Origin of the sequence: Actinomadura vinacea (assembly GCF_039532545.1) — a bacterium.
Lineage (GTDB): Bacteria > Actinomycetota > Actinomycetes > Streptosporangiales > Streptosporangiaceae > Spirillospora > Spirillospora vinacea.
The window spans coordinates 318,411-345,248 of sequence record NZ_BAAARW010000039.1 but is presented as its reverse complement, the minus strand read 5'-3'; the positions used below and the strand labels follow the sequence as shown (position 1 = coordinate 345,248).

Sequence of the window (26,838 nt, the reverse complement as noted above, 5' to 3'; positions counted from 1 at the left end):
CTCACGCCTCCTCGAGGACGTCGATCGCGCGTTCTGGACAGTTGGCGGCCGCCCGGCGCGCGTCGCGCTCCTTGCCCGGCGGCACGGCACCGTCGCCGAGGACGGTCCCGTAGCCCTCCTCGTCGTCGACGAAGAGGCCGGGGGCCAGGTCGTAGCAGCGGCCGTGCCCCTGGCACCGTTCGGGGTCGATTCGCACCTTCATGGTTGTTCTCCCGTCTGATCCGGGTCGGCGGGTGGGGCGAGGGCCGCCACGACGCGGATGAGCAGGTCCGCCCAGTCCCCGTCGTCGACCGCGTGCAGCTCCGGCGGGACGAGCGCGCCGCCCAGCGCGAGCAGGAGGCAGAAGTGGACGAGCGCGTCGGGCGAGAGCCCGGGGTCGAGTTCGCCGTGGTGCTGGGCAAGGCGCACCAGGCCGGCGAGCCAGTCGGCGCGTTCCCCCATGTAGTCGCGCATCGGCCCGGCGACGTCCGCGTCGCGGCGGGCCGCGACCAGCGCCTCGACGACCAGATCGCCGCGGGCGTCGCGGCGCCGGGGCAGGCCGCGGCCGGCGACGAGCAGCAGTTCGGTGATCGATCGGTCCGGCTCGGCGGCGAGCAGGTCGGCCAGCAGCCGCCGGCCGTGCGTGCGCAGTGCGGCCACCAGCAGCTCCGCCTTCGAGCCGAAGTGCGCGTACAGCGCGCCGTTGCTCACCCCCGCGGCGGCCGCGATGTCGGCCACGCGGGTGCCGTCGTACCCGCGCCGCGCGAAGGCGTCGGCCGCTGCGCGCAGCAACCGCTCCCGGGTTTCGGCCGGGGTCACTCCCGCGATGCGCCCCATGGGAAGAATTAAAAGAGTGTTCATTTGATACGTCAAGCGCGGGAGGCGCGCCCGCTGCGGCGTCAGCCCTTGATGGCGCCCTGCGTGATGCCGTTGACGAAGTTGCGCTGGAACGCCAGGTACACCAGGACGATCGGGGCGATGACGATCAGGCTGGCCGCGGCCAGCAGCGGGACGTCGGTGGAGTACTGGCCGACGAAGAGCCCCAGGCCGGTCGGCGCGGTCCGCCGTTCGGGGTCCTGCATCATGACCAGGACCAGGAGGAACTGGTTCCACGACCACATGAAGTACAGGACCGACAGCGTGGTGACCGCGGGCCAGGAGACCGGCAGCAGCACCCGGAGCAGCACGCCGACGTCCTTGGCCCCGTCGATGCGCGCCGCCTCGATCAGCTCCTTGGGGACGCTGGAGAAGTGCGTCTGCATCCAGTACACGCCGAACGGCATGAACAGCGCCGCCTCGGCGAGGATGATCCCCAGGTGGGAGTTGGTGAGGCCGACCTCGCGCAGGTTGAAGTAGAGCGCCACCACCACCAGTTCCACGGGCAGGGTGAGGCCCAGCACGAACGCCGCCGACAGCGTCCGGCCGCCCCAGACCTTGAGGACCGCCAGCCCGTACCCGGCCAGCGTCGCCAGCACCACCGAGAGCGGCACCACGCAGACCGCGATCAGGACGCTCGACCGCATGAGGTCGGTGAAACCGCCCCGCTCCCAGGCGAGCGTGAAGGCCTCCAACGACCAGTCGTCGGGCGGCCCCAGCCCGCCGACCTGCGAGCCCGGGGGATGCAGGGCGGCCAGGGCGATGCCGAGGAACGGCACCAGCACCGTGGCCGCCAGCACGATGAGGATCCCGTACCGGACTCCGATCCCGACGCGCATGCTCAACCCTTGTCCCTGTTGACGAACCGGATGGTGCTGACGACGACCACGACGAGCACGGTCAGCACGACGGCCAGCGCGCTGGCGCCGCCGATGTCGCCCTCGTTGAAGGCGAGCCGGTAGACCAGCAGGGCCGGCACGTTGGTCTGCCCGGCCGGGCCGCCGTTGGTCGTGACGAAGACCAGGTCGAGCCCGGCCAGCGCCGCGATCGTGGTGATGACCCCGGCGATCGTGATCTCCTTGCGCACGCCGGGCAGCGTGACGTTGCGGAACCGCTGCCACGGCCCGGCGCCGTCCAGGGTGGCCGCCTCGTACAGGGCCGGGTCGATCTTCTGCGCGCCGGCCAGGAAGAGCATCATGCACAGCCCGCTCATCGTCCAGGTTCCGATGAGCCCGAGCGCGATCAGCGCCAGCCGGAAGTCGCCCAGCCAGGCCCTGGTCAGCGAGTCCAGGCCGACCGCGCCGAGCAGCTGGTTGACGACGCCGGACTCGCTGTAGAGCCAGCGCCAGGTGACCCCGACGGCGACCAGCGGCAGCACCTGGGGCAGGAAGAAGACGGTGCGGAAGAACGTCATCCCCCGCTGCACCTTGCCCATCAGCAGCGCCGTCATGAGCAGCCCGATGACGATGGGGATGAACGAGAAGAAGACGATCAGCACCAGGGCGTGCAGGATCGCCTCGTAGAGGGCCGGCTCCCGGACGATCCTGGTGTAGTTGTCCAGGCCCACCCAGGTCGCGGGCAGGACGCCGTCCCATTTCAGCAGGGACAGGCGCAGCGTGGTCACCGCCGGCCAGATGGCGAACCCCACGTACACGGCGAGCGCGGGCAGCACGTAGAGCAGGCCGCGGGCGCGCCGCCCCCGGCCTTGGCCGCGGTGGCGCGCGTGCCCGGCGCGCCCGCCGCGGTCCGGAGCTCCGGACCGCGGCGGGGAGACGGGGGCTCTCACGTCATGAGCCATGGTGCTCGTTCCACGACTGCTGCAGGGAGTCCAGGAAGGCGTCGGGAGTGGTCTTGCCGCCGATGAGGCCCTGGACGCCGGGGGTCAGCTTGTCGATCATCCCGGGGGAGGCGAAGTCGGGGAAGGGGACGATCCCGTTGCCGGCCGCCACCGGGGCGAACTGGGACGCGATGTCCCCGCGCAGGCCCTTGGCGCCCACCTCGGCCTTGGTGTCGACCGGCATGAACCCGGTGTCGAACTGGATCTTGGCGGCCTCGGGCGAGCCGAGGTAGTCGAGGAACGCCGCGGCGACGTTGGGGTGCTTGGTCTTGGAGGAGACGGCGTAGGCGACGCTCGCGCCCGAGGCGACCTTGGCGGTCGTGCCCGATGCCGGGGGCATGAGGAAGAACCCCGCGTCGTCCTTCATCTCCGACTCGACGGCGGAGGCGGCCCAGTTCCCGGTGACCGTGAACGCGCTCTTGCCCTGGGTGAAGTTCGCGCGGGCGTCGACGGTCGACGTGGCGCTCGCCCCGGCCGGGATGAAGCCCTTGCGCGCCCAGTCGGCGAGGGTCTGGGTGGCCTTCCGGGCGCCCGGGTTCTTGATCGTGGCGCCCTGCTGGCCGTACACCCAGGACCGGTAGGCGTTGACGTCGCCGGTCACGTTGAGCAGCGCGTTCCACAGGTGGAACCCGCCGACCTCCAGCCCGTCGACGCTGAGCGGGGTGCTCCCGCCGTCCTTGACCTTCTGCAGCGCCGCCTCGAACTCGGCCAGCGTCTTGGGCGGTGCCTTGACACCCGCCTTCGCGAGGATCTTCTTGTTGTAGAACACGCCCAGCACGGACAGCGCACCGGGCGCGGCATAGAGGGACCCGGTGCCGAAACGCTTGGCCGACTTGTCGGAGCTGAGGACCTCGAGGGAGGCCTTGGGGAACTTGGTGTCCCAGCCGTAGGCCTTGGCCCAGGGGCCCAGGTCGAGGATGAGCCCGGCGGGGACCAGGGAGTTCATCGCACCGGGGTTGTACTGGGCGATGTCCGGCGGCTCGCCGGACGACATCGACAGCTTGATCGACTTGACGTAGTCCTTGAAGGGCGTCTGCTGGGGCTTGACGGTGACGTTCGGGTGCTTCTTCCGGAAGCCCTCGATGAGCGCCTTGGCCGGCGGGTCGTCGGTGTAGGCGAGGGTGAGCGTCACCGGTTCCTTCGGAACGGCGGTGGACACGTCGATCTTCTGGGCCGGGCCCGCGCTCGAACCGCCGGTGCCGGCACAGGCCGTCAGCGCGAGCGCCGCCGTCGTGCCGAGCGCCACGAGCGCCGCGCGCCTGCTGCGGGCCGGTGTCGTCTTGCGCATGACTGTTCTCCTCCGTCGGTTACCGGTGGGGGCCGGTGTCGGGACCGTCATCGGGTCTCCTGGCGGCCGCCGCGGGCCAGGCCGAGCGCGCTCCGCTCGATCTCGCCGATCGAATGGCGCAGGGCGCCGTGGACCACGGCGTCGTCGCGGAGAGTGGAGACCTCCAGGGCGGGCTGCCCCAGGGGTTGCCCGGCCAGGTGCCGCCGGACGGCGTCCAGCAGCGTCTCGCCGCATCTGGCCAGCGGCCCGCCGATGACCACGAGCCGCGGGTCGAGGATCGCCCGGATCGCGGCGACGCCCCGGGCGAAGCGGCCGGCGACCACGTCGATGGCCTCCAGCGCGGCCGGTGCGCCGGCGGCGACGGCGTCCAGGACGGCGTCGAAGGCGCGCTCCCCCGCCGCCTCGATCCGGGCGCGGAAGGCGTCGTCGCCGTCGCGTTCGGCGGCGGCCGCGGCCAGCCGCACGATCTCCGCCCCGCCGACGCGCCGCTCGAACGGGCCGAGGCCGTGCGGGTGCCGGGCGGCGGGGCCCGCCGCACCAGGACCCGCCGCCCTACGACCCGCCGCACCGGGGCCCGGCGCGGCGGGAGCGGTGCCGTCGCCGTCCGCGAACACGTCGAGGAAGCCGACGTCGCCCGCGTCGTTGGACGCACCGCGGTACAGCTCGCCGTTCAGGACGATCCCGGCGCCGACGCGCTCGCCCCAGTGGAGCATCACCAGGGAGTCCTCGCGCCGCTCGGCGCCCCGCCACCGCTCGCCTTGGGTGGCGAGCTTGACGTCGTTGTCCACGTAGACCGGGCAGCCGAGGGACTCCTTCAGGCGCCGCACGAGGACGTCGCCGCCAAGGCCGGGCATGCTCGGGATCAGCTTGACGACCCCGGTGGCCGGATCGACTATGCCCGGCGTGCCGGCCGTGGCGAACCAGATGTCGCCGACGGTGAGGCCCGCCGGCTCCAGCACCGCCCCGATCGTGGACAGCAGTGTCTCCACCGCCTGCTCACCGCCCAGGCCCGAGGGGAGCTGGACCACCCGGCTCGAGGAGGTCGTCCCGGCGAGGTCGGCCACCGCGACCCGCAGGTCCTGCGGGCTGATGGAGAGGCCGAGGACGTGGCCCGCCTCCGCGCGGAACCGCACCAGCTGCGCGGGGCGACCGGCGCGGGTGGAGTCGCGGTCGAGGGGGCCGAACTCGACCAGGCCCTCCTCGGCCAGCGCGTTCAGCGAACGGGTGACCGCCTGCCGGGACAGGCCCACGGCCTTGGCCAGCGCGGAGACGCTCATGCTGGGCTCGGACCGCAGCCTGCGCAGCACGGCGGCGGCGTTGACCTCCCGCATGAACCGCGTGTCCGCGGCGACCACCTGCTCCATGACCGCTCCGACCTCCCCCGTCGCCGACCGTCCGGACCCGATTGGGGCGGTACGCTAGCATATTAATTATGGACCGTACGGAACTAATTCGAAAAGGGCCGTGACCTGCGATGACGACCGGAGACGGCGAGCGGTCACCGGCGTGGGCGGAGGCCGCCGGGGGGCTCGCCCACCGCGTCCTCGGGCCCGTCGCCGAGGCGGTCCGGTTCGTCCCGCTGGAGGAGGCCGGCCGCGGTCGCGCCGAGCGGCGCGGCTATGAGTATGAGGCCGGCCGGGGCGCGCTGACCATCGCCGCGACCGACGGGGTGAGCGCGTCCGTCGCGCTGCACCACTACCTCCGGGAGCGCTGCGGCCTGTCGGTGGGCTGGGACACCCTGCTGCCGCTGCGACCCGGCTCCCTCCCGGACGCGCCGCCGAGCCGGGGGTCCGCGCGGGTGCGCGAGGGCTACTACCTCAACTTCTGCACCTTCAGCTACACGATGCCCTACTGGGACTGGCCCGACTGGGAACGTGAGATCGACTGGATGGCCCTGCACGGCATCACCATGCCGCTGGCCGTCACAGGGCACGAGGCCGCGCTGCGCACCGCCTACTCCAGGCTCGGCCTGGAAGACAAGGCGATCCGGGAGTTCCTGGGCGGGCCGGGCTACCTGCCGTTCCAGTTCATGGGGTGCCTGGACGGCTTCGCCGGGCCGCTCCCCTCGTCCTGGATCAACGCGCACGCCGACCTCGGGAAGCGCATCCTCGACCGGGAGCGCGCCCTCGGCATGGCACCGGTGCTCCCGGCCTTCACCGGGCACGTCCCGCAGGAGGTCGCGGCCGGGGCCGGCCGGGCGGGCCATCGTGACTGGCAGGGGTTCGGCACCTGGGTGCTCGACCCGTCCGACCCCCTGTACGAGCGGATCGGCGCCGAGATCGCGCGCGCCCAGATCGAGCTGTTCGGCACCGATCACCGGTACGCCGCCGACCCGTTCATCGAGATGATCCCGGTCGAAGCCGACCCGGCCTTCCCGGGACGCGTGGCGGCCGCGACGCTGGACGGGCTGCGGGCCGCCGACCCGGACGCGGTCTGGGTCATGCAGGCGTGGCCGTTCTCCTACCAGGGGGAGTTCTGGACCGAGGAGCGGGTCACCGCCTTCCTCGGCGCCATCCCCGACGACCGGATGCTCGTGGCGGACCTGTGGGCCGAGCACGACCCCCAATGGACGCGCTTCGACGGATTCTCCGGCAAGCCGTGGCTCTGGTGCGCCCTGCTGAACTTCGGCGGCCGCACCGATCCGGTCGCCGATCTGCGCGCCGTCCCGCCGGCGGTCGACGCGGCGCTGGCGGCGCCCAACCCGCCCACCGGTCTGGGCCTGTCCATGGAGGCCACGCGCAACAACCCGGTCTTCTTCGAGCTGGTCGCCGACCAGCTCTGGAACCGGGTCCCCGACGTCGAGGCATGGCTCGACGCCTTCGTCGTCCAGCGGTACGGCGAGGGCGGCTGGACGGCCGGCCTGCAGGCCGCGTGGCGCGGGCTCCTGGACACCGTCTACGACGCGCGCGGCCTGCGGATCTTCCCGGAGCAGTTCAACGGCGTCATCACCGCGCCGCCCTCGTACGAGTGGATCACCGTGCGACCGGACCTGAACGGCTTGGAACGGCTGCGCGCCGACACCGCCCGCGCCCTCTGGTACCGGCCGGACGCGCTGGCGGCGGCGTGGGAGCGGTTGATCGGCGTGGCCGAGCGCCATCGCGATCTGCTGGACGGTCCCCTCGGGCACGATCTCACCGAGGTCGGCATCGCGTACATGGCCAGGGTCGCCGACCGCCTCCACCTCGACACCGTCGAGCACGCGGTGCGGTCCGGCGGCGCGAGCGCGCCCCGCGCCGACCGGTTCCTGCGCGTCTTCGGCGACCTGGACCGGATGCTGGCGTGCCGGGACGAGTACACCTTCCGGCATTGGGAGGCCAAGGCGCTGTCCTGGGCTTCCGGCCCGGCCGAGCGCGAGGTCCTGCTGGACAACGCCCGCCGCGTCATCACGGCGTGGGGGCCGGCGGCCAGTCCCCTGCTCGACGACTACGCGGGACGGCACTGGGCCGGGCTCGTCGGCGGCTACTACCGCGACCGCTGGCGGCTGTGGGCGGAGGGGCTCGACCGCGCGGTCGCCGCGCCCGGCCCCGAGCACGAGGCGCGGCTGCGCGAGGCGCTCGTCGAACGCGCCGAGCTCTTCCTCCGGGACGGCCCGGCGCCATCGCCGGACGACCTGGGCGGCCTGGCCGCCGAGTCGCGCCGCCTGTTCACCGCCTACGCGGGCGGGGGCGGTTCCCCGTTCGCCCGTCCCTCCTGACCCGATCTATCCGATCACGCCAGATGAGGAGCACGATGACCCGGGCAGTACCACCGACCGAGCGCCGGAACCCGCGCACCGCCGACATCGACGCGCTGGACTCCCGCGACGTCCTGCGGCTGCTGCACGACGAGGACGCGCGGGCCGTCGAGGCCGCACGCGGCGCCGCCGGGGCGCTCGCCGAGGCGGTGGACGCGGCGCACGACCGGCTGGCCCGGGGCGGGCGGGTGCACTACTTCGGCGCCGGCGCGTCCGGGCGGCTGGCGGTGCTGGACGCCACGGAGATCACGCCGACGTTCGGCGTGCCCCGCGACCTGTTCACCGCCCACTTCGCCGGGGGCGTCGCGGCCGTCGCCGACTCCTCCATCGACGCCGAGGACGCCGCGGAGCAGGGCGCCGCCGACGCCGGGGGGCTGGACGCCGCGAGCGTGGCGGTCGGGGTGACCGCGTCGGGGTCGACGCCGTACGTGCGCGGGGCGCTGGCCGCCGCCCGCGCCGGCGGGGCACTGACGGTGCTGGTCACGTGCGTGCCGGACGCCCCGCTGCGCGAGCTGGCCGACATCGCCGTGGTCGCCGACACCGGGGCGGAGGCGCTGACCGGCTCCACCCGGCTCAAGGCGGGCACGGCGACCAAGGTGCTGCTCAACTCGTTCTCGACCGCGCTCATGATCAAGGCGGGCCGGACCTACGGCAACCTCATGGTCGGGCTTGTGGCCACCAACGCCAAGCTGCGCGAGCGTGCGGTGGCGCTGCTCGCCGAGGCGTCCGGCGAGCCGGCGCCGGTCTGCCGCGCCGCGCTGGCCGAGGCGGACGGGCGGATCCCCGAGGCACTGGTTCGGCTGCTGACGGGCTGCCCGCCGGCGCGGGCGCGGGCCGCGCTGGAGGAGCACCCGGGCGTCCGCGCGGCCGTCGCCGCGCTGGGCGGGCGCGCCGAATGAGCCGGGCCGGCTTCGCCGGCGTCGATGTCGGCGGCGGCGGGATCAGGGTGCGGATCGAGGCGTACGGCACCGGCGGGCACGGCGAGCGCGCCGTCCCGGTGCCGCGTGACAAGGGGATGGTCGACCTGCACCGGCTCGCGCCGCTGATCGCCGGGATCGTCGCCGACGCCAGGCCCGGTCCGGGGTTCGAACGGCTCGCCGCCATGGCGATCGGCGTCACCGGGATACCGGGTCTGGTCCGCGACCCCGGCACGCTCTGGAAGGCCCTCCGGGAGCCGTTCGGCCTGGAGGCGCTCGTCGTCGCCGGGGACGCGGTGACCACGCACGTCGGCGCGCTCGGGTCCCGGCCGGGCGTCGTCATCGCCGTGGGCACCGGGGTCATCACGCTCGGCACCGACCTGGACGGCGTCTGGAACCAGTCCGACGGGTGGGGGCATCTGCTCGGCGACCACGGCGGCGGCGCCTGGATCGGCATGCAGGGCATGCACGCCGCGCTGCGGGCGCACGACGGCCGGGCCGGCGGGTCGCCCGCCCTCCTCGACCGTCTGACGGCCCGTTTCGGGCCTCCGCTCGACCTGGTGGCACAGGTCTACGAGTCGGCGGCCGCGGCGCACCTGCTGGCCTCGTTCGCCCCGGCGGTGGGCGAGGCGGCCCGGGCCGGGGACGCCGTCGCCCAGGGGATCTGGACCGAGGCGGGCCGCCAGCTGGGCCAGACCGCGGCCGCCGCGGCGTCCGGGCTCGAGCCGCTCTTCTCCTGGGGCGGCGGCCTCTTCGACGCCGCCGACCTGCTGATGGAGCCGTTCCAGAGCACCGTGCGGGCGCTCGTCCCCGGTGCCCGCTTCACCCCGCCGCTCGGCACGTCCGCCGACGGCGCGCTCGCCCTGGCCCGGTCCGCCGCCGCGGGCTCGGTCCGGCCGCACGACCCCTACCTCTACCTCTTCACCACGTAGTGGTCCCTTTTGCAGAACGCTCAGGGTCTTTCATCAAATCTCACCGAACTTCTCGCACTGTCTGGACAAAGTCGGGTTCTTATCCGATCGTGAAGGCGTAGTCACCCGGCACCAATCCCGCTGTCATCTCATCCGGTTGGAACGAGACTTCGAGCAAGGACCCTGACATGAGCGGTACTGGCGTATGGCTGGCGGGAGCCCGCGGGTCGGTGGCCACCACGGCGGTCATCGGCGCGCTGGCGGTGCGGGCCGGGCTCGCCGGGACGACCGGAATGGTCTCCGAGCGGCCCGGCTTCCCCGGCGACGGCCTGCCCCAACCGGCCGAGCTGGTCTTCGGCGGCCACGACCTCTCCGACGTCCCGCTCACCAAGCGCGCCGAGCAACTCGCGCACGCGGGCGTCGTCCCCGCGGATCTGCCCGCCCGGCTGCACGGCGAACTGGCCGCAGTGGAGGACGACATCGTCACCGGCGGCGCCGACGGCCGGACCCGGGACCTGGCCGGGACGCTGGAGCGGCTGTCCGCCGACATCGCCGCCTTCCGTGACCGGCACGCGCTGGACCGGGTGGTCGTGGTGAACGTGTCGTCGACCGAGCCGCCCACGCCGTCCCGTCCCGAGCACGCCACGCTCGACGACCTCCGCCGGGCGGTCGGGACCGGCACGCTGGTGCTGCCCGCGAGCGCCTGCTACGCGTACGCGGCGTTCGAGAGCGGCTGCGGGCATGTGGACTTCACCCCCTCGGTGGGCGCCCGGCTGCCCGCGCTGGCAGAGCTCGCCAGGGAACGCGCGGTGCCGTACGCCGGCAACGACGGCAAGACGGGCGAGACCCTCCTCAAGGCGGTGCTGGCGCCGATGTTCGCCGGGCGCAACCTGCGGGTGAACTCCTGGTCGGGCACCAACCTGCTGGGCGGCGGCGACGGCGCCAACCTGGCCGACCCGCAGGTGGCGGCCAGCAAGCTGAACTCCAAGCGGCGGCTGGTGTCGGAGACGCTCGGCTACCCGGTCGAGGGCCCGCTGCACATCGACTACGTGGACGATCTGGGCGAGCAGAAGACCGTCTGGGACCACGTGACCTTCCAGGGCTTCCTGGGGGCGCGGATGTCGCTGCAGTTCACCTGGCAGGGGTACGACTCGGCGCTGGCGGCCCCGCTGGTGCTCGACCTGGCCCGGCTCGTCGCCGCGGCGCACGCCTCCGGGCGCGCCGGCCCGCTGCCCGAGCTGGCCTACTTCTTCAAGGACCCGATCGGCACCGGCACGCACGATCTGGCCGCCCAGTACGACCTGCTGTGCTCCTTCGCCGCGCGGGGCTGCCGGTGAGCGCGGGGACGAGGCTGCGGGACCTGGCCGAACTGGTGCGCGCACCGGCGGCGCTCTCGGTGCCCGGCGACGTGCTGTCGGGCGCGGCCGCGGCCGGCGCCCTGCGCGGGGCGCGCGGCCCGGCGCTCGCGGCCTCGTCGGTGTGCCTGTACTGGGGCGGGATGGCGCTCAACGACTACGCCGACCGGCGGCTGGACGCGGACGAGCGTCCCGAGCGCCCGATCCCCTCCGGGCGGGTGCGGCCGGGGACGGCGCTCGCCGTCGCGGCCGGGCTGACCGGTGCCGGGATCGCGCTGGCCGCCGCGGCCGGCGGGCGGCGGGCGCTCGGAACGGCGATCCCCCTGGCCGGCGCGGTCTGGGCCTACGACCTGCTGTTGAAGCGAACCCCGGCCGCCCCGGCCGGGATGGCGCTGTGCCGCGGGCTCGACGTCATGCTCGGCGCGGCGCCCGCGCTGGGCGGATGGCGGGACGCGCTGCCCGCCGCCGTCACCGTCGGCGCCCACACCTACGCGGTCACGCTGCTGAGCCGGGGCGAGGTCGCGGGGACGTCCGCCCGCCGGGTCGGATGGGCCTGCGCCGCGAACGCGCCGGTCGTGCCCCTGGCGGCGGCGCAGATCCGCGCGGCGCGCAGGTCCGGGCCGTCGCGGGCGGTGGCCGCCGGGCTGCTGTGCGCCTACGCCGGCGCGGTCAGCCGTCCCCAGGCGGAGGCGGTACGGGAGCCGAGCGCCGATCGGGTCCGCCGGGCGGTCGGCGCGGGGATCCTGGGGCTGATCCCGTTGCAGGCGGCGCTGACGGCCGCGCGCGGGCATCCGGCGGCGGCGCTGGCGCTCGTCCCGGCCCACCCGCTGGCCCGGCGGCTGGCGCGGAAGGTGTCGCCGACATGAGGCCGCGCTTCGGGTACGGGACCAACGGTTTCGCCGACCACCGGCTGGACGACGCGCTGGCCGTCCTGGCGGGGCTCGGGTACGACGGCGTCGCGCTGACGTTGGACGTCCGGCACCTCGACCCGTTCGCGCCCGACCTGCCGCGCGCCGTCGGCCGGGTCGCGGCGCGCCTGGCGGAGCTGGGCCTTTCCGTGGTGGTCGAGACGGGCGCGCGGTACCTGCTGGACCCGTGGTGCAAGCACCAGCCGACGCTGCTGTCGGCGGACGGCGCCGGCCGCCGGACCGACCTGCTGCTGCGCGCGGTCCGGATCGCCGAGGACCTCGGCGCGCAGGCGGTGTCGTTCTGGAGCGGAACGGCCGTCGGCGACGAGCCCTCGGACGTGCTCTGGGACCGGCTGACCCGGGGCTGCGCCGAGGTGCTGCGGCTGGCCGACGAGCGCGGCGTCACGCTCGCCTTCGAGCCCGAACCCGGGATGTTCGTCGACACGATCGCCGGCTACGAGCGGCTCGCCGCCCGGCTGGGCGACCCGGAGCGCTTCGGGATCATGCTCGACATCGGCCACTGCCGGTGCCTGGAGGGGGAGCCGGTGCCGGACTGCGTGCTCCGGGCCGGGCCGCGGCTGGCGGGCGTGCAGATCGAGGACATGCGGCGGGGCGTCCACGAGCACCTGGAGTTCGGCGCGGGCGAGATCGACTTCCCGCCGGTCATGAAGGCGCTGGAGGAGACCGGCTACGGCGGGCTGGTGGCGGTGGAGCTGCCCAGGCACGGGCACGACGCCCCGGGAGCCGCGTGCCGCTCGCTGGAGTTCCTCAAGGGCGTCTCATGACAGGGGACGGCCTGGTCACGCGGGAGGCCGCGCGCGCGGAACTCGGCCTGGCGCTGGACCCGGTCCTGAGCCCCGACGCGGCCGCCTGGCTCGGCCTGGCCCGGGAGAGCGTCTCGGGCGATCCGGCGGCCGCCGCCGTGCTGCTGCCCGCGGTCGGCCGCCGCTGCGGGCGCGGTCCCCTGCCCGCGCCGCCCGGCTGGAGCGTGGACGACGCGGCCCGGGTGACGCTGCTGCTCGCGCTGCCGTGCACCGGCGAGCCCCTCGCGGCGCGGCTGGCCGACCTGTACCGCTTCGGCGACGCGCACGAGCGCCGCGGCGTGCTGCGCTCGCTGGACGCCCTGGGCGCGGAGGTGGGGCACGCCGCGCTGCCGCTGCTCCACGACGCGCTGCGCAGCAACGACTCCCGGCTGGTGGCCGCCGCCCTGGGCCCCTACGCGGCGGCCCGGCTGACCGGGCACGCCTGGCGGCAGGCGGTCCTCAAGTGCGTGTTCACCGGCGTGCCGCTGGCCCTGGTGGCCGGTCTCGACGAGCGCGCCGACGCCGAGCTGGCCCGGATGATGACCGACTTCGCGCGCGAGCGCACCGCCGCAGGACGAGACGTACCCCCCGACGTGGCCCGTTTCCTGGAGGTCCGGTGAGAATCTTCGACCCGCACATCCATATGACCTCGCGCACCACCGACGACTACGAGCGGATGTACGCCGCCGGGGTGCGGGCGCTGGTGGAGCCCGCGTTCTGGCTCGGCCAGCCGCGCACATCGGTGGGCACCTTCGCCGACTACTTCGACGGGCTGGTGGGCTGGGAGCCGTTCCGGGCCGCGCAGTTCGGCATCCGGCACCACTGCACGATGGCGCTGAACCCCAAGGAGGCCGGTGATCCGCGCTGCCGGCCCGTCCTGGACCTGCTGCCCCGCTACCTGGAGAAGGACGGGGTGGTCGCGGTCGGCGAGGTCGGCTACGACTCGATGACGCCCGAGGAGGACGAGGTCTTCGCGCACCAGCTGGCGCTGGCCGCCGAACACGGCCTCCCGGCGCTGGTGCACACCCCGCACCGGGACAAGGCCGCCGGCACCCGCCGCTCGCTCGACGTGGTGCGCGAGTCGGGGCTCCCGCCCGGACGGGTGGTGATCGACCACCTCAACGAGGTCACCGTGGGCCTGGTGGCCGGGACGGGCTGCTGGATGGGGTTCTCCATCTATCCCGACACCAAGATGGACGAGGACCGGATGGTGGCCGTCCTGCGCGAGTACGGCACCGAGCGGATCCTGGTCAACTCCGCGGCCGACTGGGGCCGCAGCGATCCGCTCAAGACCGTGCGGACCGGCGAGGCGATGCTCGCCGCCGGGTTCACCGAGGACGACGTGGACCGCGTGCTCTGGCGCAACCCCGTCGAGTTCTACGGCCAGAGCGGACGCCTGGACCTGGATACCCCCGCCGGAGGCGAGGCTCTGTTCGCGGGCAACTCGGTGCTGCGCGGCACGCCCCGGACGACGGCCTGAAGGCAGGGGGAACTGCATGCGCCTGCGCCATCCCGATGGGACCGTCGTCCACCTGGCCTACTGCGCCAACGTCCACCCGGCCGACGACCTCCCCGGCATCCTCGACGCGCTGCACCGTTACGCGGTCCCGGTCCGGCGCCGTCTCGGCGTCCCCCGGTTGTCGGTGGGACTGTGGCTGCCCCGCCCCGTGGCCGCGGTGCTCGTCGCCTACCCCGGTGCGCTGGAGAAGCTGCGCGCCGCCTTGACCGAGGGCGGCCTCGAGGTGGTGACGCTCAACGGGTTCCCCTACGCGGGCTTCGGCAGGGAGGTCGTCAAGACCGACGTCTACCTGCCCGACTGGGCCGACCCGGACCGGCTCGCCTACACGCTCGACCTCGCGGCGGTGCTGGCCGCGCTGCTCCCCGAGGACACCGTTCGCGGCAGCGTCTCCACGCTCCCGCTGGGCTGGGCCCCCTGGTGGGACGGCGAGCGGCACGACCGCGCCCGCCGCCACCTGGACGCTCTCGCCGCGGGCCTTGCCGACCTGGAGGCGCGCACCGGCCGGACGATCCGGGTCGGCCTGGAACCGGAGCCGGGGTGCGTCGTGCAGACCACCGCGGACGCGGCCCGCCACCTGAGCGACCTGGACACCGCGCGCGTGGGAGTGTGCATGGACACCTGCCACCTGGCCGTCGAGTTCGAGGAGCCGGACGCCGCACTGGCCCGCCTGGAGGCGGCCGGGCTGCCCGTGGTGAAGACGCAGGCGTCGGCGGCGCTGCACGCCGCGGACCCGTCCGCCGCCCGGAGGGAACTCGCCGCGTTCGCCGAGCCGCGCTACCTGCACCAGACACGCGCCCGCGCCGCGGACGGCGTCCGGCGGACCGACGACCTGCCCGACGCCCTCGCCGGCGGGCTGCCCGTCGACGGCCCCTGGCGCGTGCACTTCCACCTGCCGCTGCACGCCGACCCGCCCGCCCCGCTCACCAGCACCCGCGCCGACCTCTGCGCCGCGCTGAACGCCCTGTTCGGCGGCCCGGCGGCGCGCACCGACCACGTCGAAGTGGAGACCTACACCTGGACGGTGCTGCCGGGCGACCAGCCGGACCTGGTCGAGGGCATCGCCGCCGAACTCGACTGGACCCGGGCCGAACTGGTCCGCCTCGGCCTCTCCGCGGAGACGGCCCCGCACCCAGCCCCCCGGGAGACGCTATGACCACGCCGCTCGTCGTGCTCGACGTCGTCGGGCTCACCCCGCGCCTGCTGCCGCACATGCCCAACCTGTCCAAGCTCGCCGCCGACGGGTTCCAGGCCGAGCTGGGCACCGTCCTGCCCGCGGTCACCTGCTCGGTGCAGTCCACCCTGCTCACCGGGGAGTTGCCCAGCGGGCACGGGGTGGTCGGCAACGGCTGGTACTTCCGCGACCTGGGCGAGGTGCTGCTGTGGCGGCAGCACAACGCCCTGGTGGGCGGAGAGAAGGTGTGGCAGGCGCTGAAGCGGGAGCATCCCGGCTACACCGTCGCCAACGTGTGCTGGTGGTACGCGATGGGCGCGGACGTCGACTGGACGGTCACCCCCCGGCCGATCTACTACGCCGACGGCCGCAAGGAGCCTGACTGCTACGCCTGGCCGCCACCCCTGCACGACCGGCTCACCGCGCGGCTCGGCGACTTCCCGCTGTTCACCTACTGGGGGCCGCGCGCGGGGCTGGAGTCCTCCCGGTGGATCTGCCGGGCCGCCCGGCTGCTGCTGGCCGAGGAGCGCCCGGACCTGACCCTGGTCTACCTCCCGCACCTGGACTACGACCTGCAGCGGTACGGCCCGGACGACCCGCGCGCCGGGCAGGCCGCCGCCGCGCTCGACGAGCTGCTCGGCCCGCTGCTGGCGGCGGCGCGCGAGCGCGGCGCGACCACGGTGGCGCTGTCGGAGTACGGCATCACCCGCGCCTCCCGCCCCGTCGAGATCAACCGCGCGCTGCGCCGGGCCGGACTGCTCCACGTCCACACCCAGGACGGGATGGAGTACCTCGACCCGTGGACCTCCCGCGCGTTCGCCGTGGCCGACCACCAGATCGCGCACGTCTACGTCCGGGACCCCGCCGACCTGGGACGGGTGCGGTCGCTGCTGGCCGAGCTGGACGGCGTGGACCGGATCCTGGACGCCGACGGCAAGGCCGAGGCCGGGCTCGACCACGAGCGGTCCGGGGACCTGGTGGCGGTGGCCGCCTCCAACGCCTGGTTCGCGTACTACTACTGGCTGGACGACTCGCGCGCCCCCGACTTCGCCCGGCTCGTCGAGATCCACCGCAAGCCGGGCTACGACCCGGCCGAGCTGTTCATGGATCCCGCCGACCGGGCCGTGAAGCTGCGCGCGGCCATGGCCCTGGCGCGCAAGAAGGCCGGACTGCGCTACATGATGAACGTCGTCCCGCTGAACGGCCGCATGGTGCGGGGCACCCACGGGCGGCTGCCCGCCGACCCGGCGGACGGTCCCGTGCTGATCTGCTCCGACCCCTCGGTGGCACGCGACCGCTACCACGCCACCGAGGTCAAGGACCTGCTGCTGCGGCTCAGCCGGTAGAGGAGATCTTTCTGTCCCCATGGGGGACCCGGGAGGTTCCTTTGCGGCCTCCACGGTGCGCGCGGGGTAAAAGTGATCATGGGATCGCGCGGACCGAGGGGAGAGCCGATGTCCGGCGGTGAGATGCGCAGCCTGCTCCAGCCGTTCCTGCTCCTCCTCGTCTACGAGCGTCCGGGGCACGGCTACGACCTGATCGAGCGCCTGGCGGGCATGGGGGTGCCGGACGTCGAGCCCGGGCACGCCTACCGCGTGCTGCGCGGGCTGGAACGGCGGCGGCTCGTGACCTCCAGCTGGGTCCCCTCGGACTCCGGTCCGGCCCGCCGGCGCTACGAGCTGACCCCGGAGGGGCTGGCCGACCTGGAGACGCGGATGTCGGCCCTGGCCCGTCTCGGAAGCGTGCTCGACGGCTTCCTGTCCCTGTGGCGGAAGTCGTCCGCGTCGCCGTCCCGCCGGGATCCGCACGTGATCCCCCGACCGTGAGGAGGGCCGATCATGCTGGGCGAGAGAACGGCGGGCGGGGCCGTGCGGGCCGCGTTCGGCCGCAGGGCCGAACCCGGCCGGCGGCTGGGCGAGGACGCGGACGCGCTGGCCCGCGCCTGCCGTGACATGGCGGCGCGCTTTCACCGGGGCGGCCGGCTGCTGGTCTTCGGCAACGGGGCCGCGGCGGCCGACGCGCAGCACGTCGCCGTGGAGTTCGTGCACCCGGTCGTCGTCGGCAAGCGCGCCCTGCCGGCGATCTCGCTGGCCGACGACGCCGCCCTGCTGTCGGGGATCGCGGCCGCGCGCGGACTCGCGGAGGTGTTCGCCGAGCAGGTGCGGCTGTTCGGCGCGCCCGGGGACATCGCCCTCGGCATCTCGGCCGACGGCCATTGCCCCAACGTCCTGCGCGCCCTGCGAGCCGCGCGGGAGCTGGGCATGTGCACCGTGGCGCTGGCCGGCGGGGACGGCGGCGGCATCGCCGCCGAGCCGGTCGACCACGTCGTGATCGCCCGCTCGGACGACCCGCGCGTCGTCAAAGAGATGCACGTCACCGCCTACCACGTCCTGTGGGAGCTGGTGCACGTGTTCCTGGAGCGGCCGGGGTCGCTCGGAACGGAGGCAGCCCGATGACGCGATGCCATGACGCCATGTGCATCACCTGCTCCGACGCCGCCGTCGCCGTGCGGGTGCGCGAACTGCTGGGCGACGGCCTGGCGCTCGTCGACACCGACGCGGGGCCCGAAGAGGTCAGCGTGGCGCTCGTCGACGCCGGACCGGGCGACATCGTGCTGGTGCACGCCAAGGAGGCCATCGCGGTCGTGGAGGCGTCATGACCGGCTTGGAGTCGCTGTACCCGTTCCTGTACGACGAGGCGGACGACGGCGCGGCGCTGCTCGACGACGTCCGCCGCTCCACCGAGGCCAAGGCCGCCGAGATCGCCGGGCTGCGCGCCGCCCTGGCGGAGCGCCACGGGGACGGCCTGGTGCGGTGCGCGCGGGCGATGGCGCCGCGCCTCCGCGCCGGCGCCCGGCTGTTCTGCTTCGGCAACGGCGGCAGCGGCACCGACGCGCAGCAGGTCGCAGGTCTTTTCGCAGGGCCGCCACGGCCGCTCCCGGCGATCTCGCTGCCGCACGACGTGGCCGCGCTGACCGCCCTGTCCAACGACGTGGGATTCGAGCAGGCCTGCGCGCGCCGGCTGGCCGCGCTGGCCGTGCGGGGGGACATCGCGGTCGGGCTGTCGACCAGCGGCGGCTCCGGCAACCTGCTGCGCGCCTTCGAGGAGGCGGCCCGGCTCGGGCTGCTGACGGTGGGCTTCGCGGGGTACGACGGCGGGCCGATGGCCCGGGCCGGGACGGTCGAGCACCTCTTCGTCGTACCGTCCTCGTCCGTCCACCGGATCCAGGAGGCGCAGACGACGCTCTACCACGTGCTGTGGGAGCTCACCCACCGCGCGCTCGACGGTGCCCTTTGAGCACGTCCGAGCGGATCCGGATCCGGGTCGAGGGCATCGTGCAGGGCGTGGGGTTCCGCCCGTTCGTGCACGAGCTGGCCTGCGAGCACGGGATCGCCGGCTTCGTCGGCAACGACTCCGGCGGGGTGTTCGCCGAGGCCGAGGGCGACCGGGCCCGCCTGAGGGCCTTCGTCGCCGACCTGGAACGCCGGGCGCCCGTCCTGGCCGTGGTGGAGCGGATCAACATAGAACCGGCCGTGCCGGTGGGGGCCGCCGGGTTCCGGATCGTCGCCAGCTCGACCGCCCCGGCGCGGTCCGCCCTGATCTCCCCGGACACCGCGACCTGCGCGGACTGCGTCGCCGAGGTGACCGCCCCGTCCGGACGCCGGTCCGGGTACGCCTTCACCAACTGCACCGCCTGCGGCCCCCGGTTCACGATCATCACCGACGTCCCGTACGACCGGCGCCACACCACCATGGCCGGGTTCGGCATGTGCGCGGACTGCGAGCGGGAGTACGGCGATCCGGGCGACCGGCGGTTCCACGCGCAGCCGGTGTGCTGCCCCGCGTGCGGGCCGTCCCTGCGGCTCCTCGGCCCGGACGGCGCCCCGCTCCCCGGCGAGCCGGTCGAGACCGCGGCCCTCCTCCTGCTCCGCGGCCGGATCCTGGCGATCAAGGGCCTGGGCGGCTACCACCTCGCCGCCCTCGCCGACCACGAGCACGCGGTGCGCGAGCTGCGGGCCCGCAAGCACCGCGAGGACAAGCCGTTCGCCGTGATGGCGCCGGGCGAGGCGGCGGCGCGGACACTGGTCCGCCTCGATCCGGCCGCCGCGCGGGTGCTGACCGGGATCCGCCGTCCCGTCCTGCTGGCGCCCCGCCTGCCCGGCGCGCCGGTCGCGGACGCGGTGGCGCCCGGCAACCGCGACCTCGGGGTGATGCTGCCGTACACGCCGCTGCACGAGCTGCTCGCCCGCCGCCTGGCCCGCCCGTTCGTGCTGACCAGCGGCAACGTGTCGGACGAGCCGATCGTCTACCGCGACGCCCCGGAGCGGCTGGCGGCGGTCGCGGACGGATTCCTCACGCACGACCGGCCCATCCACGTCCGCACCGACGACTCGGTGGTGCGCGTCTTCCGCGGGCGGGAGCTGCCGGTGCGGCGCTCGCGCGGGTACGTGCCCGCGCCGCTGACCGCGCCGCGCCCGTTCCCGCGTCCGGTGCTGGCGTGCGGGGCCGAGCTGAAGAACACCTTCTGCCTGGCCAAAGGCATCCGCGCGTTCGTGTCCCACCACATCGGCGACCTCGCCAACCACGAGACGCTGCGGTCTTTCACCGAGGGAATCGCGCACTTCCGCAGGCTCTTCGGCATCGACCCGGCCGTCGTCGCCCACGATCTGCACCCGGAGTACCTGTCCACGAAGTACGCGCTGGACCTGGACGGCGTGGACACAGTGGGCGTCCAGCACCATCACGCCCACATCGCCGCGTGCCTGGCCGACAACGGCGAGACCGGCCCGGTGATCGGCGTCGCGTTCGACGGGCTGGGCTTCGGCACCGACGCCACCCTCTGGGGCGGCGAACTGCTGGTCGCCGACCTGGCCGGGTTCGAGCGGGCCGGGCACCTGGAGGCGGTGCCGATGCCGGGCGGCGCGGCGGCGGTCCGCGAGCCGTGGCGGATGGCGGCGTCCCATCTCGGTTCCGTGTACGGCGACGCCGTGCCCGACCTCGACATCGTGCGGCGGCATCGCGACCGGTGGCCCGCGGTGACCGCCATGGCGCGCACCGGCCTGAACGCGCCACTGACCTCCAGCGCGGGCCGCCTCTTCGACGCGGTCGCGGCGATCGTCGGCGTCCGCGACACGGTCCGCTACGAGGGACAGGCCGCGATCGAACTGGAGCAACTGGTCGCCCCCGACGAGCAAGGTGCCTACCCCGCCGAGCTCAAGAACGGCGCGGAGCCGGTCATCGCCGGCGGGGATCTGGTGCGGGGGGTGGTCGGCGATCTGCTCGGCGGGGTCGCGGTCGAGCGGGTCGCCGCGCGTTTTCACAACGGGCTGGCCCGTGCCGCCGTTCGGGCGGTGGTGGTGTTGCGCGAGCGCACCGGGCTCGGCACGGTGGCGCTGTCCGGCGGCGTGTTCCAGAACCTCGTGCTGCTCGAACGGGTCGTCTCCGGGCTGGAGGCGGAGGGGTTCCGCGTCCTGGTCCATTCGCGCGTGCCGCCCAACGACGGCGGCGTCTCGTTCGGGCAGGCGGTGGTCGCGGCGGCCCGCGACCGGGCCTGACGCCTCAGCAGATCCGGGGCAGCGGGTCGCCGACGAGCATGTCCACCACGCGGGTGCCGCCGAACGAGGTCCGCAGCAGCACCAGCCCGGGCGGATCGTCCACGACCCGGCCCACCACGGCGGCGGACTCGCCGAGCGGATGGGCGCGCAGCGCGGCGAGCGCGGCGTCGGCGCGGGCCCCGTCGACAACGGCGACGAAGCGCCCCTCACACGCCACGTACAGCGGGTCGATGCCGAGCAGCTCGCAGGCGCCGTTGACGACCGGCCGCACCGGCACGGCGTCCTCGTCCACGACGATGCCCGTCTCGGCGGCCCGCGCCATCTCGTTGAGGACCGTGGCGACCCCGCCGCGGGTCGCGTCCCGCAGCATCCGGACACCGCCCGCGTCGAGCAGCGCCGCGATCGGCTCGTGCAGCGGTGCGGTGTCGGACCGCAGATCGGCCTCGATGTCCAGCTCGCCGCGGGCGAGCATGATCGTGACGCCGTGCTCGCCGATCGGGCCCGAGACCAGCACCGCGTCGCCGGGCCGCACCGCCGCGGCGCCCAGCGCGTCCGCGCGCTCCAGCACGCCCACGCCGGCGGTGTTGACGTAGCACCCGTCGCCCTTGCCGCGCTGGACGACCTTGGTGTCGCCGGTGACCACGGCGACGCCCGCGCGGGCCGCGGCCGCGGCCATCGACGCGGCGACCCGGCGCAGATCGTCGATGGGGAAGCCCTCTTCGAGGATGAACCCGGCCGACAGGTACAGCGGGCGGGCCCCGCAGACGGCCAGGTCGTTGACCGTCCCGTTCACCGCCAGGTCGCCGATGTCGCCGCCGGGGAAGAACAGCGGCGAGATCACGTAGGAGTCGGTGGTGAGGACCATCCGCTCGGCCCCGACCTCCAGCGTGGCGCCGTCGGCCAGCTCCGCCAGCCGCGGGTCGCGGAAGGCGTCCACGAACACCGCCTCGACGAGGGTCTGGGACGCCTTGCCGCCCGCGCCGTGCGCGAGCGTCACGCGTTCCTCCCTGACCTTGGGACGGCGCCGCCGCGCCCGCTCGATCCGCTCCAGGACGCGCAGCTCGCGTTCCGAGGCTCCGGTCTCGGTCGTCATGCGCGGGTCGCCTCCGTCACGCGCTCGCGGGTGAACCGTCCGTAGTTGTAGTACGCAGCGCACGCCCCTTCGGAGGAGACCATGCAGGTGCCGATCGGCGTCTCCGGAGTGCACGCGGTCCCGAAGACCTTGCACTCCCACGGTTTGATGACGCCCTTGAGGACCTCGCCGCACTGGCACGCCTTGGGATCGGCCACGCGCACGCCGGGCACGTCGAAGATCCACTCGGCGTCGTGCGCGACGAACTCCTCCTTGAGGCGCAGCGCCGACCGGGAGATGAACCCCAGGCCGCGCCATTCGAAGAACGGCCGGAGCTCCATGACCCGGTCCATCGCGTCCAGCGCCTTGCGGTTCCCGTCCCAGGGGACGACGCGGGTGTACTGGTTCTCCACCTCGCACCGGCGCTCGGCGAGCTGGGCCAGCAGCATGTGCACCGACTGCAGGATGTCCAGCGGCTCGAAGCCCGCGCACACCAGCGGCTTGCCGTACCTGGACGGGATGAACCCGTACGGGCGGCAGCCGATCACGGTGGACACGTGCCCGGGGCCGAGGAAGCCGTCCAGGCGCAGGTCGGGCGAGTCCAGGATCGCCTTGATGCCCGGGATGATCGTGACGTGGTTGCAGAATACCGAGAAGTTGCCGATCCCCTCCGCGGCGGCCCGCAGCACGGTCATCGCCGTGGACGGCGCCGTGGTCTCGAACCCGATCGCCAGGAACACCACCCGCCGGTCCGGGTTCAGCCGGGCGATCTTCAGTGCGTCCAGCGGCGAGTACACCATCCGGATGTCGGCGCCCTCGGCCTTGGCCTCCAGGAACGAGCCGGTCGCCCCGGGCACCCGCATCATGTCCCCGAACGAGGTCATGATCACGTCCGGCCGGCGGGCGATCGCGATCGCGTCGTCCACCCGCCCCATCGGGATCACGCACACCGGGCAGCCGGGCCCGTGCACCAGCTCCACCGCCTCCGGCAGCAGGTCTTCGATGCCGTGCTTGTAGATGGTGTGCGTGTGGCCGCCGCAGACCTCCATGAACTTGTACCGGCGGCCGGGCCCGCACAGCGCGGCGATCCCGGCCGCCAGCGCCCGGGCCCGCTCGGCGTCGCGGTACTCGTCGACGAATCGCATGCCGGTCAGCGCCCCTCCCCCGCGTGCCGCGCGCTCATGTGATGTCCGATCCGGCGAGCGCGTCCAGCTCGTCGGTGTAGGCCTCGCCGAGGCCGCGCAGCAGGTCCAGCGTCGCCGCCGCCTCCGCCTCGTCGATCTTCGACATGGCGAAGCCGACGTGCACCAGCACCCAGTCGCCGGGGGCGATCTCGTCCGGGCCGAGCAGGCCGATGTTGACCGCCCGCCGGACCCCGGCGACCTCGACCTTGGCCAGGTCGCCGCGGTCCGGCGAGAGCTCGACGATCTCGCCGGGGATGCCCAGGCACATCCTCCCTACCGTCCTTCCCGCTCACATGCGCTCGATCTTGAGGTAGCGGCGCAGCGCCGGCAGTTCCTTCCAGGAGATCGCGGCCAGCCCCACGACGGCCACGCAGCCCGTGGCGATCAGCACTTTGCGCATCTCTGTTCTCCTCTCTCGGCCCCGGCCGGATCAGCCGGGCGGCAGGTTCGGCATCGCGGACAGGACCGGGTCGCGGCGCTTGGGCCTGATGCCGGTGGAGCGCCGCGAGTCCGCGGTGCCGTCCACGTGGTGCCCGGCCTCGTGCTCGTACGCGCCCTTCTTGTTGCCCTGCGGGACGCCCTTGGTGTGCGAGGGCGCGTCGGGGGCCACGTCCGGCTTCCCCACTCGGATCTCCGCCATCACTCCTCCGATCGGTCGGTCTCGTCGGTCACGTCGGAATGCTCCGCGAGCCCGGTGAAGAACGCCTGGACGCCGTCCCACACCCGTCGCCCGCCGGAAAGGCCGGTCCACGACCGCTTGATGACGGCGACCAGCCGGTAGCAGTCGTCGATCGGCACCAGCCACTGCTCGTCGGCGTTCCGCACCCTGCCGTTCCGTACGGTGCTGACCAGCAGCGCCTCCACCGCGGGACGCATCGAGCCCAGCTCCGCGCAGCCCGCGGTGGCCGCCGTCCAGACGGCCGGGTCGACGCTCCACTCGGTGGCGCCCATCGGGCTCGGGTAGCGCGCGACGACGGTGCCGTCCGGCCGCACCGTGAAGAACGCGAGCCCCACGGGGACGCCGAGGTCGGCGGTCCGCACCCCGGCGAGCCTGATCCTGCGGTCGGGGACGAGCCGGTAGTGGCCGCGTCCCGCCGCCTCCCGCTCGAACAGCAGGGCGCACGCGCGGCAGGCGCACAGCAGGTCGTCGTCCCGCTCGTCGAGGAGGTGCGCGTGCGCGCCGCCGATCGGGGCGTCGCAGAGCCCGCACCGTTCGGGCACCGCCGCATCCCCGGCGGACGCCCGCCGGATCGCGCGTTCCAGCGCCCCCGTGCTCAAGCCCTCGCCCCGCTCGGGCTCGGGTCCGGCGCGCCGTCCGCGGCGGGCCCGGCGCGGTTCAGCAGCGCGCCGACCGGGATGAAGGCCGCCCCTGCCTTCGCGGCGTCCGGCCGGACGAGGTCCACGCCGGTCAGCTCGGGCGCGACGGCCAGCACGGCGTCCCGCACGGCCTCCTCCACCGGCTCGGCGCCGCCGCCACCGCCGCATCCGCTGCCGCAACCGCCGCCACCGGCGGCGGCCGTCAGCCGGATCCGCGCGGTCCGCCCCTCCACCGCCTCGAACTCGGCGCCGGCGCCGAGGGCCTCCAGCGCGCGGACGATCCGTCGCTCGGCCGGCTCCGGGTGGACGTCGTGCAGGACGAGCAGGTGCCCCACCAGATCGTCGCCCAGCATGGCGTCGACGAGCCCGCGGTCACCGGACACGCGGTCCAGGACGCGCGCCAGCGCCTCCCCGTACACCTCGGTCAGCATGACGACCGCGTCCAGGGCGGTCTCGGCGGTCGCGCCCGGCGTGCGCTCCAGCCGGGCCAGCGCCTCGTCCAGGCGGCCCAGCCGGTCGGCGACCGCGGCGGCGTCGAGCCGCCGGTCAGCCATGGGTCGCACCGAACATCGGCGAGTGCAGCTTCTTCAGCGTCCGCCCCTTGCCCAGGTACATGTGCACACCGCAGGGCAGGCACGGATCGAAGCTGCGCACGGCCCGCATGATGTCGACGCCGCGGAAGTCGTCCGGCCCGTTCTCCTCGAAGATCGGCATGTCCTGGACGGCGTCCTCGTACGGCCCGGGCGTGCCGAAGCTGTCGCGCGGGCTGCCGTTCCAGGGCGTGGGCGGGTACGGGTGGTAGTTGGCGATCTTCCCGTCCCGGATCACCATGTGGTGGGACAGCAAGCCCCGCACCGCCTCGTGGAAGCCGCACCCGATCGCCTCGTCGGGCACCTCGAAGTCCTCGAACACCTTGGTGTCGCCGGCGCGGACGCGGCCGAGCGCCTGCTCGACGAAGTGCACCGCCATCGCCGCCGCGTACGCCACGAAGTAGGCGCGGGCCCGGTTGCGCTCGATCGCGTTGGACCACTGCGGGATCCGCCATTCGAGCACCGTCTCCGGCAGCGACTCGCCCTTGGGCAGCGAGATCTGCACGCTCGACCCGGTCGACTTCACGTACGGGGTGTCCACCAGGTTCGCCAGCGCCGTGGTGTAGAGCCGCGCGAACGGGCCGCCTCCGGTGTCCAGCGCGAGATGGTCGCCCGTCTCGGGGTGGAGCCAGCGGGGGCTCATCACCCAGCTGTACTTGTCCTCGAAGTCGCGTTTCTGCGGCACGGGCAGGGTCGTCTGGTTCCATGGGTGCCGCATGTCGACGGGGTTGCCGAGCGGGTCGCGGGTGACGAACGGCTCCTCGTTCACCCAGTCGTCGTAGTAGGAGCTGCCGAGCAGGATCCGGATGCCCAGGTTGATGTCGACCAGGTTGGTGGTCAGCAGCTTCCCGTCGACGATGACGCCGGGGGTGACGTACATCGCCTTGCCCCACCGGTCCATGGTCTCGTACCGGTAGTCGACCACGCCGGGGTCCTGGAAGGCGCCCCAGCAGCCGAGCAGCACGCGGCGGCGGCCGACCTCCTCGTACCCGGGAAGCGCCTGGTAGAAGAAGTCGAAGACGTCGTCGTTCATCGCGACGGCCTTCTTGATGAAGTCGATGATGCCCAGCAGCCGCGACAGGTAGTCGGTGAACAGCGTCGGGGTCGGCATCGTCCCGACACCGCCCGGATAGACGGTCGAGGGGTGCACGTGGCGCCCCTCCATCAGGCAGAACATCTCCCGGGTCGTCCGGCTGACCTGGAGCGCCTCCTTGTAGACCGCGCCCTCGAACGGGTTGAACGCCTCCATGATCTCGGCGATGGTGCGGTAGCCGTGCACGGCGGCGTTCGGCGCCTCGGTGTCCCGGGCCCGGCGCAGCACGCTGGGGTTGGTGTCCTTGACCATCGCCTCGCAGTAGTCGACGAACACCAGGTTGTCCTGGAAGAGCGTGTGGTCGAACATGTACTCGGCCGCCTCGCCGAGGTTGAGGATCCACTCGCCCAGCGGCGGGGTCTTGATGCCGTAGGCCATGTTCTGCGCGTACACCGAGCACGTGGTGTGGTTGTCGCCGCAGATCCCGCAGATCCGGCTGGTGATGAACCCGGCGTCCCGCGGGTCCTTCCCCTTCATGAACACCGAGTAGCCGCGGAACAGCGAGGACGTGCTGTGGCACTCGGCGACCCGCCGGTTCGCGAAGTCGATCTTGGTGTAGATCCCCAGGTTGCCGATGATGCGCGTGATGGGGTCCCACGCCATCTCGACCATTTGCCCGGGCGCTGCCTTCCCGGGGGCCTTCGGCTCGGTCGTCGTCATCGGTACGGTCCTCTCCTGCGGCCCGGCGGGCCGGTTCTGGTCGCTCCGGTCGGTCCAGCGTGCGCGCGGC

The 26,838-nt window shown here is 73.9% G+C and carries 29 protein-coding genes; 15 read left to right on the top strand and 14 right to left on the bottom strand.

Translation table 11 applies throughout. The features are described 5' to 3' along the window. Position 1: 1 nt before the first annotated feature. The 6 genes from ABD340_RS42850 to ABD340_RS42825 form a co-directional block, all read right to left on the bottom strand. Positions 2–202, bottom strand: a complete 201-nt coding sequence (locus ABD340_RS42850; RefSeq protein ID WP_344597276.1) for a ferredoxin — start codon at positions 200–202, stop codon at positions 2–4. Next, positions 199–816 carry a TetR/AcrR family transcriptional regulator gene (locus ABD340_RS42845; RefSeq protein WP_344597274.1) on the bottom strand — a complete coding sequence of 206 codons (618 nt, stop codon included), beginning with the start codon at positions 814–816 and terminating at the stop codon, positions 199–201. The genes ABD340_RS42850 and ABD340_RS42845 overlap by 4 nt, the downstream gene beginning before the upstream one ends. A gap of 62 nt (positions 817–878) precedes the next feature. Continuing rightward, positions 879–1,694, bottom strand: coding sequence for a carbohydrate ABC transporter permease (locus tag ABD340_RS42840; protein WP_344597273.1), 816 nt, complete (start codon positions 1,692–1,694; stop codon positions 879–881). Positions 1,695–1,696: 2 nt separating this feature from the next. After that, positions 1,697–2,653 (bottom strand): carbohydrate ABC transporter permease, encoded by a 957-nt coding sequence (locus ABD340_RS42835; protein WP_425547525.1) that lies wholly within the window; start codon positions 2,651–2,653, stop codon positions 1,697–1,699. Then, positions 2,643–3,980 (bottom strand): ABC transporter substrate-binding protein, encoded by a 1,338-nt coding sequence (locus ABD340_RS42830; RefSeq protein ID WP_344597271.1) that lies wholly within the window; start codon positions 3,978–3,980, stop codon positions 2,643–2,645. The genes ABD340_RS42835 and ABD340_RS42830 overlap by 11 nt, the downstream gene beginning before the upstream one ends. Positions 3,981–4,027: 47 nt before the next feature. Further along, entirely contained in the window at positions 4,028–5,344 is a 1,317-nt protein-coding gene (locus ABD340_RS42825) for an ROK family transcriptional regulator (protein WP_344597270.1), read from the bottom strand. Positions 5,345–5,454: 110 nt separating this feature from the next. Between ABD340_RS42825 and ABD340_RS42820 the strand changes: the two genes are divergently transcribed. From ABD340_RS42820 to hypF, 15 genes are all read left to right on the top strand, one after another. Continuing rightward, the gene (locus ABD340_RS42820) at positions 5,455–7,674 is read left to right on the top strand and encodes an alpha-N-acetylglucosaminidase (RefSeq protein ID WP_344597268.1); all 2,220 of its coding nucleotides are present in this window, start codon (positions 5,455–5,457) and stop codon (positions 7,672–7,674) included. 35 nt (positions 7,675–7,709) lie between these two features. Further along, positions 7,710–8,612, top strand: a complete 903-nt coding sequence (locus ABD340_RS42815) for an N-acetylmuramic acid 6-phosphate etherase (protein WP_344597266.1) — start codon at positions 7,710–7,712, stop codon at positions 8,610–8,612. After that, the gene (locus ABD340_RS42810) at positions 8,609–9,562 is read left to right on the top strand and encodes a BadF/BadG/BcrA/BcrD ATPase family protein (protein ID WP_344597264.1); all 954 of its coding nucleotides are present in this window, start codon (positions 8,609–8,611) and stop codon (positions 9,560–9,562) included. The genes ABD340_RS42815 and ABD340_RS42810 overlap by 4 nt, the downstream gene beginning before the upstream one ends. A 167-nt stretch (positions 9,563–9,729) precedes the next feature. Next, a complete protein-coding gene (locus tag ABD340_RS42805) occupies positions 9,730–10,878 on the top strand; it encodes an inositol-3-phosphate synthase (protein ID WP_344597262.1) in 1,149 nt (382 codons plus the stop codon). Beyond that, positions 10,875–11,762: an SCO3242 family prenyltransferase gene (locus ABD340_RS42800; protein WP_344597260.1), complete on the top strand. Its 888-nt coding sequence runs from the start codon at positions 10,875–10,877 to the stop codon at positions 11,760–11,762. Before ABD340_RS42805 ends, ABD340_RS42800 begins: the two co-directional genes overlap by 4 nt. After that, the gene (locus ABD340_RS42795) at positions 11,759–12,589 is read left to right on the top strand and encodes a sugar phosphate isomerase/epimerase family protein (RefSeq protein WP_344597258.1); all 831 of its coding nucleotides are present in this window, start codon (positions 11,759–11,761) and stop codon (positions 12,587–12,589) included. Before ABD340_RS42800 ends, ABD340_RS42795 begins: the two co-directional genes overlap by 4 nt. Beyond that, entirely contained in the window at positions 12,586–13,227 is a 642-nt protein-coding gene (locus ABD340_RS42790; protein WP_344597257.1) for an EboA domain-containing protein, read from the top strand. The genes ABD340_RS42795 and ABD340_RS42790 overlap by 4 nt, the downstream gene beginning before the upstream one ends. Continuing rightward, complete coding sequence (locus ABD340_RS42785; RefSeq protein ID WP_344597256.1) at positions 13,224–14,087, top strand: TatD family hydrolase; 864 nt, start codon at positions 13,224–13,226, stop codon at positions 14,085–14,087. The genes ABD340_RS42790 and ABD340_RS42785 overlap by 4 nt, the downstream gene beginning before the upstream one ends. Positions 14,088–14,103: 16 nt before the next feature. After that, positions 14,104–15,279: a metabolite traffic protein EboE gene (gene eboE, locus ABD340_RS42780; RefSeq protein WP_344597255.1), complete on the top strand. Its 1,176-nt coding sequence runs from the start codon at positions 14,104–14,106 to the stop codon at positions 15,277–15,279. Beyond that, positions 15,276–16,643: an alkaline phosphatase family protein gene (locus tag ABD340_RS42775; RefSeq protein WP_344597253.1), complete on the top strand. Its 1,368-nt coding sequence runs from the start codon at positions 15,276–15,278 to the stop codon at positions 16,641–16,643. Before eboE ends, ABD340_RS42775 begins: the two co-directional genes overlap by 4 nt. Before the next feature lie 108 nt (positions 16,644–16,751). After that, complete coding sequence (locus ABD340_RS42770; RefSeq protein WP_344597252.1) at positions 16,752–17,123, top strand: helix-turn-helix transcriptional regulator; 372 nt, start codon at positions 16,752–16,754, stop codon at positions 17,121–17,123. A 12-nt stretch (positions 17,124–17,135) separates the two neighbouring features. Further along, on the top strand, positions 17,136–17,753 hold the full coding sequence (locus ABD340_RS42765) for a D-sedoheptulose-7-phosphate isomerase (protein ID WP_344597250.1): 618 nt from the start codon (positions 17,136–17,138) through the stop codon (positions 17,751–17,753). Continuing rightward, the gene (locus tag ABD340_RS42760) at positions 17,750–17,956 is read left to right on the top strand and encodes a HypC/HybG/HupF family hydrogenase formation chaperone (protein WP_344597249.1); all 207 of its coding nucleotides are present in this window, start codon (positions 17,750–17,752) and stop codon (positions 17,954–17,956) included. Before ABD340_RS42765 ends, ABD340_RS42760 begins: the two co-directional genes overlap by 4 nt. Beyond that, positions 17,953–18,594 carry a D-sedoheptulose-7-phosphate isomerase gene (locus ABD340_RS42755; RefSeq protein WP_344597248.1) on the top strand — a complete coding sequence of 214 codons (642 nt, stop codon included), beginning with the start codon at positions 17,953–17,955 and terminating at the stop codon, positions 18,592–18,594. The genes ABD340_RS42760 and ABD340_RS42755 overlap by 4 nt, the downstream gene beginning before the upstream one ends. Next, the gene (gene hypF / locus ABD340_RS42750; RefSeq protein WP_344597246.1) at positions 18,591–20,852 is read left to right on the top strand and encodes a carbamoyltransferase HypF; all 2,262 of its coding nucleotides are present in this window, start codon (positions 18,591–18,593) and stop codon (positions 20,850–20,852) included. Before ABD340_RS42755 ends, hypF begins: the two co-directional genes overlap by 4 nt. A gap of 4 nt (positions 20,853–20,856) precedes the next feature. On the opposite strand, the gene hypE is transcribed toward hypF, so the two are convergent. Genes hypE through ABD340_RS42715 form a run of 8 tightly spaced genes read right to left on the bottom strand, consistent with a single transcriptional unit; the run spans position 20,857 to position 26,768 of the window. Beyond that, a complete protein-coding gene (gene hypE, locus ABD340_RS42745) occupies positions 20,857–21,945 on the bottom strand; it encodes a hydrogenase expression/formation protein HypE (RefSeq protein ID WP_344597244.1) in 1,089 nt (362 codons plus the stop codon). Beyond that, a complete protein-coding gene (gene hypD / locus ABD340_RS42740) occupies positions 21,942–23,069 on the bottom strand; it encodes a hydrogenase formation protein HypD (protein WP_344597242.1) in 1,128 nt (375 codons plus the stop codon). Before hypD ends, hypE begins: the two co-directional genes overlap by 4 nt. 34 nt (positions 23,070–23,103) lie before the next feature. Beyond that, entirely contained in the window at positions 23,104–23,376 is a 273-nt protein-coding gene (locus ABD340_RS42735; RefSeq protein WP_344597241.1) for a HypC/HybG/HupF family hydrogenase formation chaperone, read from the bottom strand. 21 nt (positions 23,377–23,397) lie between these two features. Continuing rightward, complete coding sequence (locus ABD340_RS48220) at positions 23,398–23,508, bottom strand: DUF6893 family small protein (protein ID WP_425547524.1); 111 nt, start codon at positions 23,506–23,508, stop codon at positions 23,398–23,400. Between the two features lie 30 nt (positions 23,509–23,538). Continuing rightward, positions 23,539–23,748, bottom strand: a complete 210-nt coding sequence (locus tag ABD340_RS42730) for a hypothetical protein (RefSeq protein ID WP_344597240.1) — start codon at positions 23,746–23,748, stop codon at positions 23,539–23,541. Beyond that, positions 23,748–24,386, bottom strand: coding sequence for a DUF5947 family protein (locus ABD340_RS42725; RefSeq protein WP_344597238.1), 639 nt, complete (start codon positions 24,384–24,386; stop codon positions 23,748–23,750). Before ABD340_RS42725 ends, ABD340_RS42730 begins: the two co-directional genes overlap by 1 nt. After that, on the bottom strand, positions 24,383–24,979 hold the full coding sequence (locus ABD340_RS42720; RefSeq protein WP_344597237.1) for a NifU family protein: 597 nt from the start codon (positions 24,977–24,979) through the stop codon (positions 24,383–24,385). The genes ABD340_RS42725 and ABD340_RS42720 overlap by 4 nt, the downstream gene beginning before the upstream one ends. Continuing rightward, a complete protein-coding gene (locus ABD340_RS42715; RefSeq protein ID WP_344597236.1) occupies positions 24,972–26,768 on the bottom strand; it encodes a nickel-dependent hydrogenase large subunit in 1,797 nt (598 codons plus the stop codon). Before ABD340_RS42715 ends, ABD340_RS42720 begins: the two co-directional genes overlap by 8 nt. Between the last annotated feature and the right edge of the window lie 70 nt (positions 26,769–26,838).